Raw genomic sequence first — 12,826 nt, 5'->3', positions numbered from 1 at the left:
TGTGGTGTCAGCCCCGTGGGCGGGAGTCCAGCCATGATCACGTATTACGACGACAGGTCGGTGCAGGTCACCTCCACCACCCTTCGCGTGGACGGTCGCAGCTACAAGCTGGCCGACATCACCATGATCTGGCACCGCCGGGGCACCCGCTCCTGGCGTGTGCTGGTGGGGCGGGGCGCGCTCGGCGCAGCCCTCGCCGGCCCACTGGTCGCGGCGGTGCTCGGCATCGGCGTGGCCGTCTGGCTGCACCGCTCCCCCACCGTGACGATCGCGATCGTCGGCGCGTCGGTGCTGGTCGGCCTGGCCGTCGGGCCGGTCGCCGACTTCCTCTTCGAACACCTGGACCGCTCGTACGCCCGGGGCAGCCGCCAACTGGAGATCTGGGCCCGTTGGCGGGGCCAGCCGGTGCGTCTGCTGCACACCGGTGACGCGCTGCGCTTCGGGCAGATCTACCGGGCGGTGCAACGCGCGGTGGAGCACAGCCAGCCGGCCCACCCCGTCACGCGCCGCTAGCCAGTCTGTCCCGTTTGAGGCACGGGCACGGCGGACCGCACGGGCACGGGCACGGCCGGACTCGGCGAGGTTTGCCCCCCGGTGGTTAGGCTTAGTGATGACCCTCTATTACCGGGACGACGCGGTGCAGGTGACCTCCGAGTCGATCCGGGCGGGTGGTCACGTGATCGCCCTGTCCGACGTGACGTTCGTCTGGCACGCACGGGGGCAGAAAACCCTCGCCGTACGCGGCCGTGTGCTGGGGCGCGGTGTCCTGGTCCTGCTGCTCTCGCTGCCGCCGCTGGTCGCCGTGGTCTGCGTGCTGTCGTTGGCCTGGTCGGCTCAGGATCGAGGCAACTGGCAGCTGGCGCTGATCATCCTGGCCGCCTGCGCGGCGGGGGCGCTCGCGCTGGCACCGTTCCTGGAGATTCCCCTCGGCTGGCTGGACCGCTCCTACGAGCGCGGCAGCCACGTGCACGAGTTGTGGGTGCAGCACCACGGCCGGGAGGACCTGCTGGTGCGCACCCCGGACGCGCTACGGTTCGGGCAGATCTACCGGGCCGTGCAGCGCGCCGTCGAACAACAGGGGGACCACCGATGACCACCCGCCGCCGCGAGGCCGTCGCCCTGGCCGGCCTGCTCGCGACGGCCGGCGTCACCCATCTGGTACGCCCCGGCGTCTACGACCCGATCGTGCCGCGTGCGCTGCCCGGACCGCCCCGTTTCTGGACGTACGCCAGCGGGGTCGCCGAACTGGTGGTGGCTGCGGCTGTCGCGAACCCGGCCACCCGGCGGGCCGGTGGCCGGGCAGCCGCCGCCCTCTTCGTCGCCGTCCTACCGGCGAACGTCAAGATGGCCGTGGACTGGCGGCGCCGACGCCCGGCACAGCGGGCCATCGCGTACGGCCGGGTGCCGTTGCAGGTGCCGCTGATCTGGTGGGCGCTGCGGGTGGCCCGCGACGACACCGCCGGTCGACAGTCACGCTGACCTGCTCCGACGGGCGGTTGTGGCACGGCCGACGCACACTTGACCCCATGGCGATTCCCCTCCCCACCCCGACTGCGGTGGTAGGTCTGACCCGCTACGCCCTCGACCAGGCGCTCGGCTCGGCCGCCTCGATGGCCGCCGTGCCCGCCCGCGCGTTCGCCGTGCTCGACGGGGTGGAGCAGCTGCTGGCCCGGATCAACGGCGTGGTCGACCGGATCGAGACGACCCTGGATCGGACCGACCAGGTGCTCACCGACGCCGAGGGCGCGGTTCGCGAGGTGGCCGTCATCAGCGCCGCCGCGACCACCGCCATCGACACGGCCACCGAGGTGGCAACGGCCGCCGCCGCTGTGGTCGCCGAGGCCGACCGGGTCTCCCGGGTGGCGGGCACCGTGGTCGCCGAGGCCGACCGGGTCGCGAACCGCGCCTCAGCCACCGTGGGCACCGCGACGGAGGCCGCCGCCACCGCGGCCGAGTTGCTGGCGGCGTACGAGCCGGCGCTGCGCCGGGCCGCACCGATGGCCGAGCGGTTCGTCGGGGAGCTGAGCCATGAGGAGATCACCGCGGCGATCCATTTGATCGACGAGCTGCCGAAGCTCCGGGAGCATCTGACGGCGGACATCCTGCCGATCCTGGCCACGCTGGACCGGGTCGGCCCGGACCTGCACGACCTGCTCGACGTCACCCGTGACCTCAAGCTCGCCGTGGCCGGCATCCCCGGGCTGGGCATGCTGCGCCGCCGCGGCGAGAAGCTCGCCGACGAGCCGGTGGGGTGAACGCCGGCCCGCCCGTGCCGTGGATCAGCAGTCGCAGGTGATCGTCGTGGCGGGCGCGGTGAGGTCATCGACCGGTCGTCGGGTCAGCCCGGCCTCCGTCACCACCGGCAGCCCCTCCCTGACCCAGTATTCGAACCCGCCGAGCATCTCCTTCACGGGATGGCCCAGCTGGGCGAACTCCAGCGCCGCCCGGGTCGCGCCGTTGCAGCCGGGACCCCAGCAGTAGGTCACGACCGCCGACCCCGGCGGGATCAGATCCGCCGCCCGGGTCGCGATCTCAGCGGTGGGCAGGTGCACCGCGCCGGGGAGGTGCCCCTGCGCCCAGGCGGCCGCGCCTCGGGAGTCGACGACCACCAGACCCGGGGTACGTGCCGACAGGTCGGCGTGCACATCACTGACGTCGGTCTCGACGCTGAGCCGATTGCGGAACCAGGCGGCGGCGGTGGCCGGATCGGGCTGCGGAACGGCGAAGGTGAAGGTCATGCACCGATCCTCGCCGGGGCCCGACCACGGGACGAGTGGCGGGAACGACATCCTGCGCTAACATCCCGCCATGCCGATCCCGACGGCCACCACGACCGGTCCGCGCCCGCTCCCCGCGCCTCGACGACCGGCGGCCGCGCACCGGGTCGCCGTGCTCGCGTACCCGGGGATGTCGGTGTTCGAGACCGGGATCGTGACCGAGGTGTTCGGACTGGCCCGGCCCGAATTCGACGTCGACTGGTACGACCCCGTGGTCTGCGCCGAGCGGCCGGGGCCGGTGCCGGTGGTCGGCGGGGCGAGCCTGCACACCCCGTACGGCCTGGCCGAGCTGGCGGCGGCGCGGACGGTGATCGTGCCCGGCGTACCGGACGTGACCGCTGACCCGTCGCCCGAGCTGGTGACCGCGCTGGGTGAGGCGCACCGGCGCGGGGCCCGGATCATGTCGATCTGCTCGGGCGCGTTCGCGCTGGCGGGGGCGGGCCTCCTGGACGGCCGCCGGGCCACTACCCACTGGCGGTACGCGGAGCTGCTGGCGCGGCGCTACCCACTGGTCGAGGTGGACCCGGACGTGCTCTACCTCGATGACGGCGACCTGCTCACCAGTGCCGGCAGCGCAGCCGGGCTGGACCTCTGCGTACACGTCATCCGGCGTGATCACGGCGCGGCGATCGCCAACGCGGTCGCCCGACGACTGGTGATCCCGCCGCACCGCGACGGCGGGCAGGCCCAGTTCGTCGAGGCGCCGGTGCCCGCCGACCCGGCCGACGACCGGATCGCGGTCAGCCTCGACTGGGCACTCGCCCACCTCGCCGAGCCGCTGAGCGTCGCCCAGCTCGCCGACCGGGCGCACATGTCGTCCCGCACGTACCTGCGGCATTTCGCCCGAGCCACCGGCACCAGCCCGATCCGTTGGCTGGTCGAGCAGCGGGTCCGCGCCAGCCTGGCACTGCTGGAGGAGACCGACGCCGCTGTCGAGCAGGTCGCCCGCGCCGTGGGCTTCGACACCCCGGCGACCTACCGCCACCACTTCGGCCGGGTCATGCTGACCTCACCGTCGGCGTACCGCCGGGCCTTTCGCACCGGCGTCGGCGAGCGGGCGTGACACGCCGCGACCGTCGGGCCGGCTCGGTGCGCGAGCAACGGGGTCAGGCCGGCGCGTACAGCTCGTCGATCTCGGCGCGTTGCGGCAGCGCCACCGAGGCGCCGAGCTTGCGGACGCAGGCAGCGCCGGCCGCCGACGCCCAGCGCACCGCGTCGACCAGGTCGCGCCCTTCGCCCCAGCCGACGGCCAGCGCGGCGGTGAACGCGTCACCGGCGGCGGTGGAGTCGACCACGTCGACCCGTACCGCCGGCACGTGCACCTCGGTGCCGTCCCGGTCGACGTACCAGGCGCCCTCCCCGCCGAGAGTGAGCACGGCCCGGGGAGTCAGGTCGAGCAGCGCGCGCGGCTCCTCCCGACCCCGGCCGGCGAGCGCCTGCGCCTCGCCCTCGTTGACGACCAGCAGGTCCACGGCGGCGAGCAGCTCGGGTGGGAGGTCCCGCGCCGGGGCGGCGTTCAGGATGACCCTGGTGCCGGCCTCGCGGGCGGCCACCGCGGCGGCAGTCACGGTCTGCACCGGGATCTCCAGTTGCGCGACCAGGACGTCCGCCGTACGGACGGTGGTCAGCTCCTCCTCGCTGAGGCCGACCAGGGCGTCGTTCGCGCCGGGGGTGACCACGATGGCGTTGTCCCCCTGGGCGTTGACCATGACCAGCGCCACTCCCGAGGTGCCGTAGACCACGCGAAGCTGACTGGTGTCCACACCGGCCGCTGTGATGCGGGCCTTGAGGGTGACGCCGAAGGCGTCCGAGCCGATCGCGCCGAGGAAGGCACAGGAGGCGCCGGCGCGGGCCGCGGCCACGGCCTGGTTGGCGCCCTTGCCGCCGGGCACCATCACGAAGTCGGTGCCGAGCATGGTCTCGCCCTGACGAGGCAGCGCGGGTGCCATCGCGACCAGGTCCATGTTGGCGCTGCCCACCACGGCGATCCGGGTCTGCGGCACGGCCGTCTCCGCCTGTCCGGCGATCAGGCGGCGCGGGCGGTGAAGCGGTCGCCCGACCGCTCGACGACGAGTGGCAGCCCGAAGGTCTTGGAGAGGTTGTCACCGGTCAGCGTCTCGGCGAGCAGGCCCTGGGCGACCACCCCGCCCTCGCGCAGGAGCATCGCGTGGGTGAACCCGGGCGGGATCTCCTCGACGTGGTGGGTGACCAGCACCATCGCCGGGGCGTCCGGGTCGTACGCCAGCTCGGCCAGTCGGGCGACCAGGTCTTCCCGACCGCCCAGGTCGAGCCCGGCGGCGGGCTCGTCGAGCAGCAGCAGCTCCGGGTCGGTCATCAGGGCACGGGCGATCTGCACCCGCTTGCGCTCACCCTCGGAGAGGGTGCCGTAGCGGCGTTCGGCGAGACCACCGACGCCGAGTTGACTCAGTAGTGCCCGCGCCCGCGCCTCGTCGCCACGGTCGTAGTTCTCCCGCCAACGGCCGACCACCGACCAGGCGGCGGTCACCACCACGTCGCTGACCCGCTCGTCGGCGGGCAGCCGCTCGGCGATCGCGGCGGTGGTGAGCCCGATCCGGGTACGCAGCTCGTTGACGTCGGTGCGGCCGATCCGCTCGCCGAGCACGTGCGCGACACCAGTGGTGGGGTGCAGGCGACCGGCGGCAAGGTTGAGCAGTGTGGTCTTGCCGGCGCCGTTCGAGCCGAGGACGACCCACCGCTCGTCCAACTCGACACGCCAGGTCAGGTCCTCGAGGAGGGCGGTGCCGGAGCGGCGCACGCCGACGCCGTCGAGGCTGACCACCAGATCCGGGTTCACCGCACCATCCAACCACGCAGCGCCGGGGTGCCCCCCATGGGCGGCACCTCAGCCATAGGGTGAAGCGCCGTGTCATTGATCACCAAGCCCGAAGGACGACCCATGCCCAGCCGACGTACGGAGCTGCGCAGATGAGCGCGGTCATCGAGATCGAGGGTCTACGCAAGAGCTTCCGCAGCCTGCGCAGCGGCCGACGGGTGGCGGTGGACGGGTTCGACCTGCTGGTCGAGGCGGGCCAGGTCCACGGCTTCCTGGGCCCCAACGGCTCGGGCAAGACCACCACCCTGCGGGCCCTGCTCGGGCTGGTACGCGCCGACAGCGGCCGAATGATGGTGCTCGGCGAACCGTCGCCGGAGTTGCTGCCCCGGGTGGCGGGTCAGGTCGGCGCCATCGTGGAGAGCCCGCAGTTCTTCGGCAACTTCACCGGCTACCGGACGCTGCGGCTGTTGGCCCGCGCCGGTGGTGTGCCGGTCTCGCGGGTGGACGAGGTGCTGGATCTGGTGGGCCTGCACGACCGGGGCGATGAGCGGGTGAAGGGCTACTCGCTGGGCATGAAGCAGCGTCTGGCGGTGGCGTCCGCGCTGTTGAAGGACCCGCGTCTGCTCATCCTGGACGAGCCGGCGAACGGGCTGGACCCGGCGGGCATCCGGGAGATGCGGGACCTGATGCGGTCGCTGGCGGCCAACGGGGTGACAGTGCTGGTGTCCAGTCACATCCTGGGCGAGATCCAGCTGATCTGCGACCACGTCACGATCATCTCCCGGGGGCGGCGGGTCGCGACCGGTCGGGTGGACGAGGTGCTGGCGGGCCACGACCGGCACGAGTTCCTGGTCCGGGTGGCCGAACCGGAGCGGGCCGTCGAGCTGCTGCACGCGGCCGACCTGACGGCGGTGCTGGACGGCGGAGCGTTGGTGGTGAGCGGGGTGAGCGACCCGACGGCGATCAGCCGGGTGCTCGGTGAGCAGGGTCTGTGGGTGGGCGAGCTGACGCCGCTGCGGCCGGATCTGGAGAGCGTCTTCCTGGAGCTGACCGGGGCGTACGAGCATCCGTCGGTGCCCCGGCAGGTCGGCGACCCGGCGCTGCCGCAGGACGAAGCTGTGATCGACCTCGATCGGGGAGTGGACGCGTGAACCTGGTGCGTGCCGAGTTGGAGCGACTGTCCGCGCGTCGCTTCGTGCAGCTCATGGTCGTCCTGTTGGCGTTGGCGTTCGCCGTCACGGCGGCGACCACCCTTGCCGGCTCCCACAAACCGAGCGTCAGTGAGTTGAACTCGGCGCGGACGCAGGCCGCCGAGGCGCGGCGTGACCTGGAGGCCACCCACCAGGAGTGCCTGGCCCGCCAGGACGGCACCTCGACCTCCGACACGGACAGGTACTTCCCCAGCGACTGCTCCGAGATCGACCCGATCCGGCAGGACCGGCTGCCGATCGCCGCCGACTTCCTGCCGGGTGTGTTCACCTTCGCCGAGCAGGCCGAACCGCTGCTGTACTTCCTCATCGCGTTCCTGGTGTTGTTCGGGTTCCTGGTCGGCGCCTCCTACATCGGCGCGGACCTGACCTCGGGCGGGGTGGTGAACCTGCTGCTCTGGCGACCGCGCCGGTTGACGGTGCTCGCGACCAAGCTGGGCACCCTGCTCGGCGCGGTGCTGGTCCTGGCCCTGCTGGCGTCGGTGGTCTATCTCGCCACGTTCTGGGTGATCGGGCAGGCTTTCGGGTTGCCGGGCCGGCTGGACGGCGACTTCTGGCGCTCACTCGGCGCGGTGCACGGCCGTGGCCTGGTGCTGGTGCTGCTGGCCTCCGCGCTGGGCTTCGCGATCGCCACGCTGGGTCGGCACACGTCCGCGGCGCTCGGCGCGCTCGCCGCGTACGCGGTGGTCTGGGAGTTGGGTGGCCGAGTGGTCCTGGAGATCATCGACGCGCGGAAGTCGGACCTGTTCATGCTGTCCAGTCACATCGGGGCGTGGCTCAACGGCGAGGCGCGGTTCTATGACGAACAGGTCTGCCGGGGCAGCGGCCAACTCCCCTACTGCGAGGGGTTCTACACGGTGACCTGGCTGCCGGCGCTGTTGGTGCTGCTGGCGATCACCGGCGGTCTGACCGCGGCGGCGTTCGCCGTGTTCCGTCGCCGCGACCTGATCTGAGTCGAGGCCGTCGGGTCGCCCCGGTCCGGGCGGCCCGACGGAACGGCCGAGCCGACGCCTGGCAGGAGCTTGCAAGCTGCGGGCGTGCGGTGAAATATTCCTTCACATGACCGCCGCAGCGGGCTCAGCCGACGGTGGAGCCGAACACCTCGTCGCGTACGGCGTTCAGGGCGGTGCGCAGCGCGCCGTGCAGGATCGGCTCCTCGGTCAACCCGGTCGGCACCACTCGTGGCTGGACCAGGGTGATCGCGGCGACCTCCTGCTGCACCCGGTCGGCGAGCGCCGCGCCACCGGCCTGGCCCACCTCGCCGGCGAGCACGACCAGCGGCGGGTCCAGCACCACGCAGGTGCTGGCCACGCCGAGCGCGAGCCGACGGGCCAGTTCGTCGAGCATCGGGCCGCCGTCAGCGCCGGCCGCGACGGCCACGCGGACCGCCTCTGCGGCGTCGGCGTCCGGGTAGCCGTGCTCGCGGGCCACCGCGCGCACCGAGTCCGCACCGATCAGCTGCTGGAAGGCCGGCTTGGCGCGACGCGAGACGTCGCGCGGGATGGGCGCGCCGGGCACCGGAAGGTAGCCGATCTCGCCGGCGGCACCGCTGCTGCCGTGGTGCAACCGCCCGCCCAGCATGATCGCCAGGCCGACGCCGGCGCCCACCCAGACCAGCACGAAGTCCGACAGCCCCCGCGCCGCGCCGGACTGCGCCTCGGCCACGGCGGCCAGGTTGACGTCGTTCTCGAAGACCACAGGCGTGTGCAGGTCGTCCCGCAACGCGGCGAGCAGACCACTGTGCCAGCGCGGCAGGTTGAAGGCGAAGGTGATGTCGCCGGTGCCGGGGTCGACCAGGCCCGGTGTGCCGAGCACGATCCGTCGTACGCTGCTCAGCTGCGCCTGGGCGCTGCTCGCCGCCTGCACGACGGCGTTGTGCACCACGCCCACCGGGTCGTCGGTGTCCCGGGTCGACTGCTCCACCCGGCCGATGACCGCGCCGGTGATGTCGGCGCACGCGGCCACCACCCGGTCCGGCCCGACGTCCACGCCGACGACGTGCGCGCTGCTCGGGCGGACGGCGTAGAGCTGGGCGTTCGGCCCGCGCCCGCCGGCCTGCTCGCCGACCCGCGCGACGAGGCCGCGCTCCTCCAGCCGCTCGACGAGCTGCGAGGCGGTGACCTTCGACAGGCCGGTCAGCTCGCCGAGTCGAGCCCGGGTCAGCGGGCCGCGTTCGAGGAGCAGTTCCAGCGCGGCACGGTCGTTGAGCGCCCGCAACAGACGGGGGGTGCCGGGCAGCCGGGTCGCACTCATGACACGTCCTCTAGTTTTAGTAAACTTTGCTAACTGTAAACCGACCTGCGAACGGGTAGCCGTAGCGTAACGGTCACCCGACGGTGGGACGCTCGGCCGAGTCGGCAGGGCCACGACCACCACCGGTACGACGTTTCGTACCCGCGGGGGCACCGAAGGGGGAAACACGTGGGGTTGGATCCAGGACTGCGCCGGCTCGCGCTGGGCACGCTGCTGGCCGCGTACCCGGGACCGGTTCCGCCGGACTGGGCGGTCGACCTGCTGGCCGACGGGCTGGCCGGGCACACCCTGTTCGGCACCAACGTGCACGACCCCGCGCAGGTGGCGGCGAGCACCGCCGCACTGCGCACCGGTCGACCCGACGCGCTGATCGCGATCGACGAGGAGGGTGGCGACGTGACCCGGCTGGCGCACGCCACCGGCAGCCCGTACCCCGGCAACGCCGCCCTGGGTGCGATCGGCGACGTGGCCCTCACCCGACGGGTCTATCAGTCGATCGGCGCCGAACTGGCAGCGCTCGGCATCACCGTCAACCTCGCCCCCACTGTCGACGTCAACACCGCCGACGACAACCCGGTGATCGGCACCCGGTCCTTCGGCGCGGATCCGGTGCGGGTGGCCGCCCACTCGGCCGCCGCCGTGGCCGGGTTGCAGGCCGCCGGCGTGGCCGCCTGCGCCAAGCACTTCCCCGGGCACGGTGCCACCGTCACCGACTCCCACCACGAACTGCCCACAGTGGATGCTCCGCTGAGCCTGCTCCGCCAGCGGGACCTGCCGCCGTTCGCGGCCATCGTCGCCGCCGGGGCGCGCGCCGTGATGACCGCCCACATCCGGGTTCCGGCGCTCACCGGCGCCGACCCGGCGACCTTCAGCCGAGCCGTCCTGGTCGACCTGTTGCGCACCGAGTACGGCTTCACCGGCACCGTCATCACCGACGCGCTGGAGATGAAGGGTGCCGCAGTGGCCGCCGGTGGGGTCGGGCCGGCTGCGGTCCGGGCCCTGAGCGCGGGCGCCGACCTGCTCTGCATCGGCGCGAAGGTCGACGCCGAGTTGGTCGAGCGGGTGGCCGCCGAGATCGTCGACGCGCTCGCCGACGGCCGGCTGGCGAGGCCGCGGGTCGAGGAGGCGGCCGGCCGCGCCGCCAATCTCGCCGCCTGGACCCGGGCCGCCAGCGGGTCACCGGTCACCGGCGACACCGAGCTGGGGTACGCCGCAGCGCGCCGAGCGGTCCGGGTGGACGGCCTGCTCACCGGCTTGGACCAGCCCCTGGTGGTGCAACTGCACACCGAGTCGACGATCGCCGAGGGGCGGGTTCCGTGGGGCCTCGGTCCGCACCTGGACGGGGTGTCGGAGATCCGGGTGATCGCCACCGAAACCGACCCGGCCACGCTGCGCGGACTGGCGGGCGACCGTCCCATCGTCCTGGTCGGACGACACCTGCACCGGCTGCCCGGCGGCCCGGACCTGATCGCCGACCTGGCGGCCCAGCACCCCGTGACAGTGGTGGAGATGGGCTGGCCGGCACAGTGGCGGCCCGTTGGCGTCCGCGCCTTCGTTACCACCTACGGCGCGAGCCACGCCAACGGTCGCGCGGCGGCCGAGGTGCTCGGCCTGGCCGGCTGAGCCACGGCGCTCTCCGGCCGGGCTGAAAAGCTCGGCCGGATGGCGCGCTCCAGCACCGCACCGAAGTGTCCACAGTCACTGGTCGCCACTTCTTGAACATGTTCAACATCGGCCCTAGTCTGTTGACGTCGGTAGTTGAACACGTTCAAGAAGGGCGTCCACATGGACATCAAGGTCTGGATGTACGTGATCTACCTCGCGGTCAGCGTCGGTCTGACCATCTGGGTGGCTCGAGCACTGTCCCGCAACGGGCAGGTCTTCCTGGAGGAGGTGTTCGCCGAGGAACGACTCGCCCGGGCTGTCAACAGCCTCCTGGTGGTCGGCTTCTACCTGCTCAACCTCGGCTATGTCACGGTGGCGATGAAGCACCCCGACCCGGTCGATTCGACCAGCCAGGCCATGGAGGAGCTGTCCCTCAAGATCGGCTTGGTGCTGCTGGTGCTCGGCGCGCTGCACTTCTTCAACGTCTTCGCGCTCGGCCGCTACCGCCGAAACCGACTCCGCCAGCTCGCCACCCACCCCCCGCTCGCCCCGATCGGCCGACTCCCCATGCCGTCCGCCCCTCCCGGATCGCAGTTGGTCGGCGCGTACCCGGGCGGAGGCCAGCCGACCGGCGCACACCCGGCAGGACCTCCGCCGGACGGCCCGCAGCCGGGCGTCGGCCCGACGAACAACCCACAGGCCCGATGACCGCGCCCCCGACCGGTGGCGGCGGTCGGCTCCCGGATCCCACCGCGCTCGGGGGCGGTGGGATCCGGGGGTTCACCGTCCTGTTCGACGCCGCCTGCCCGATCTGCCGCGCCGCCCGCCGCTGGTTGTCGTCCCGCGCCCAGCTCGTACCCCTGGAGTTCGTGCCGGCCGGGTCCGCCGAGGCCCGGCGGCGCTTCCCCGGCCTGGACCACGACGCGACGCTGCGCGACCTCACCGTGATCGCCGACACCGGCGAGGTGTACGCGGGCGACGGCGCCTGGTTCGCCTGCCTCTGGGCGCTGACCGACCACCGGTCCGCGGCCGAGCGGCTGGCCCGACCGCACCTGCTGCCCCTCGCCCGCCAGACGGTGGCCGCCGCCTCGGCGATCCGCGAGCGGATCCGCGACCCGTGGGCCGAGCCGACCGACGAACCGGCGGGATACGGTGACCTCGATGACCGAACAGCCTGCGCAGACGACCACTGCGGGTGACCCAGCCACCGCCCGGGGCGAGCAGACCCGGCAGCTGATCCGGGACACCGCGATGCGGCTGTTCCGCGAACGCGGATACGCACAGACCACCATGCGGGCGATCGCGCAGGAGGCCGGCGTGGCGGTGGGCAACGCCTACTACTACTTCGGCTCCAAGGACCACCTGATTCAGGAGTTCTACGCCCAGTCCCAGGTCGAGCACCGGGCCGCCGCGCAGCCCGTGCTCGATCGGGAGGAGGCGTTCGGTCCCCGGCTCGCCGGAGTGCTGCACGCGGGGATCGACGTGTTGACGCCCTCACACGGATTCGCGGCGACCTTCTTCAAGACGGCGGCGGAACCCACCTCGCCGCTGAGCCCCTTCTCCGCTGAGTCCTCCGGCCCCCGACAGGCGGCCATCGACCTCTTCGGCGAGGTGTTGACCGGCTCGACGGCCAAGGTCGACGCCGAGCTGCGTCCACAGCTACCCGAGCTGCTCTGGCTCGCGTACATGGGCGTGATCCTCTACTGGGTGCACGACCGATCGCCGGGCCAGACCAAGACCCGCCAACTGATCGACGGGGCCGTGCCACTCGTCGATCGGCTCGTGGCGCTGTCCCGACTCCGGGTCCTTCGGCCGGTGACCCGACAGGTGCTCGACCTGATTCGTACGCTCCGTCACTGATCCGACCGACCTCCTTCGGCTGGCGAAGCAGCAGGTCAAGTCCGCTTTTCGACACTCCGAACCGACAGCTTCAACCTTGCCCCGAGCCTGTTCGATACGTAGCGTGATCGACACGTAGCGGCCCGCCGCTACACCCGGAACCGGGGCCTGGGGGGAGGTTGCGGACCGTGGATCCGGCCCGGGATCCACGGTCCGCGCCCATCACCCCCCCCCCCCCCCCCCCCCCCCCCCCCCCCCCCCCCCCCCCCCGGGGGCGGGGGGGGGGGGGGGCGGGGGGGGGGGGGGGGGGGGGCATACACGGAGGTGGGGGCTAGGCCGTAGGTCAGGGC

The 12,826-nt window shown here is 72.7% G+C and carries 15 protein-coding genes; 11 read left to right on the top strand and 4 right to left on the bottom strand.

Annotation, left to right across the window (positions count from 1 at the left end; all coding sequences use genetic code 11):
• Positions 1–33 precede the first annotated feature (33 nt).
• The 4 genes from AB0B68_RS18520 (at position 34) to AB0B68_RS18505 (ending at position 2,255) form a co-directional block, all read left to right on the top strand.
• Entirely contained in the window at positions 34–513 is a 480-nt protein-coding gene (locus AB0B68_RS18520; protein WP_355005365.1) for a DUF6232 family protein, read from the top strand.
• A gap of 97 nt (positions 514–610) precedes the next feature.
• Entirely contained in the window at positions 611–1,093 is a 483-nt protein-coding gene (locus AB0B68_RS18515; protein WP_355005366.1) for a DUF6232 family protein, read from the top strand.
• A complete protein-coding gene (locus AB0B68_RS18510; RefSeq protein WP_357261326.1) occupies positions 1,090–1,479 on the top strand; it encodes a hypothetical protein in 390 nt (129 codons plus the stop codon). The genes AB0B68_RS18515 and AB0B68_RS18510 overlap by 4 nt, the downstream gene beginning before the upstream one ends.
• Positions 1,480–1,526: 47 nt before the next feature.
• A complete protein-coding gene (locus AB0B68_RS18505) occupies positions 1,527–2,255 on the top strand; it encodes a hypothetical protein (RefSeq protein WP_357261323.1) in 729 nt (242 codons plus the stop codon).
• Positions 2,256–2,279: 24 nt separating this feature from the next.
• Here the strand turns inward: AB0B68_RS18505 and AB0B68_RS18500 are convergent, their stop codons facing one another.
• On the bottom strand, positions 2,280–2,738 hold the full coding sequence (locus tag AB0B68_RS18500) for a rhodanese-like domain-containing protein (RefSeq protein ID WP_357206335.1): 459 nt from the start codon (positions 2,736–2,738) through the stop codon (positions 2,280–2,282).
• Between the two features lie 70 nt (positions 2,739–2,808).
• Between AB0B68_RS18500 and ftrA the strand changes: the two genes are divergently transcribed.
• Complete coding sequence (ftrA, locus tag AB0B68_RS18495) at positions 2,809–3,840, top strand: transcriptional regulator FtrA (RefSeq protein ID WP_357261320.1); 1,032 nt, start codon at positions 2,809–2,811, stop codon at positions 3,838–3,840.
• 43 nt (positions 3,841–3,883) lie between these two features.
• Here ftrA and AB0B68_RS18490 read toward each other — a convergent pair whose 3' ends face one another.
• Positions 3,884–4,780, bottom strand: a complete 897-nt coding sequence (locus AB0B68_RS18490) for a ribokinase (protein WP_357206332.1) — start codon at positions 4,778–4,780, stop codon at positions 3,884–3,886.
• Positions 4,781–4,803: 23 nt separating this feature from the next.
• Complete coding sequence (locus AB0B68_RS18485) at positions 4,804–5,604, bottom strand: ABC transporter ATP-binding protein (RefSeq protein ID WP_357206330.1); 801 nt, start codon at positions 5,602–5,604, stop codon at positions 4,804–4,806.
• Between the two features lie 119 nt (positions 5,605–5,723).
• Between AB0B68_RS18485 and AB0B68_RS18480 the strand changes: the two genes are divergently transcribed.
• Both AB0B68_RS18480 and AB0B68_RS18475 read left to right on the top strand, forming a co-directional pair.
• Entirely contained in the window at positions 5,724–6,722 is a 999-nt protein-coding gene (locus tag AB0B68_RS18480; RefSeq protein WP_357206328.1) for an ATP-binding cassette domain-containing protein, read from the top strand.
• Positions 6,719–7,732, top strand: coding sequence for an ABC transporter permease subunit (locus AB0B68_RS18475; protein ID WP_357261317.1), 1,014 nt, complete (start codon positions 6,719–6,721; stop codon positions 7,730–7,732). Before AB0B68_RS18480 ends, AB0B68_RS18475 begins: the two co-directional genes overlap by 4 nt.
• A gap of 124 nt (positions 7,733–7,856) precedes the next feature.
• Here the strand turns inward: AB0B68_RS18475 and AB0B68_RS18470 are convergent, their stop codons facing one another.
• On the bottom strand, positions 7,857–9,032 hold the full coding sequence (locus AB0B68_RS18470; RefSeq protein ID WP_357261315.1) for an ROK family transcriptional regulator: 1,176 nt from the start codon (positions 9,030–9,032) through the stop codon (positions 7,857–7,859).
• 168 nt (positions 9,033–9,200) lie between these two features.
• Between AB0B68_RS18470 and AB0B68_RS18465 the strand changes: the two genes are divergently transcribed.
• From AB0B68_RS18465 to AB0B68_RS18450, 4 genes are all read left to right on the top strand, one after another.
• Entirely contained in the window at positions 9,201–10,655 is a 1,455-nt protein-coding gene (locus AB0B68_RS18465; RefSeq protein WP_357206322.1) for a glycoside hydrolase family 3 N-terminal domain-containing protein, read from the top strand.
• A gap of 135 nt (positions 10,656–10,790) precedes the next feature.
• The gene (locus AB0B68_RS18460; protein WP_357261312.1) at positions 10,791–11,345 is read left to right on the top strand and encodes a hypothetical protein; all 555 of its coding nucleotides are present in this window, start codon (positions 10,791–10,793) and stop codon (positions 11,343–11,345) included.
• Positions 11,342–11,836 (top strand): DCC1-like thiol-disulfide oxidoreductase family protein, encoded by a 495-nt coding sequence (locus AB0B68_RS18455; RefSeq protein WP_357261309.1) that lies wholly within the window; start codon positions 11,342–11,344, stop codon positions 11,834–11,836. Before AB0B68_RS18460 ends, AB0B68_RS18455 begins: the two co-directional genes overlap by 4 nt.
• Positions 11,799–12,497: a TetR family transcriptional regulator gene (locus tag AB0B68_RS18450; protein WP_357208605.1), complete on the top strand. Its 699-nt coding sequence runs from the start codon at positions 11,799–11,801 to the stop codon at positions 12,495–12,497. Before AB0B68_RS18455 ends, AB0B68_RS18450 begins: the two co-directional genes overlap by 38 nt.
• Positions 12,498–12,826 lie beyond the last annotated feature (329 nt).

Source organism: Micromonospora sp. NPDC049049 (assembly GCF_040649115.1).
Taxonomy (GTDB): domain Bacteria; phylum Actinomycetota; class Actinomycetes; order Mycobacteriales; family Micromonosporaceae; genus Micromonospora.
This window is presented reverse-complemented; position numbering and strand designations above follow the sequence as displayed.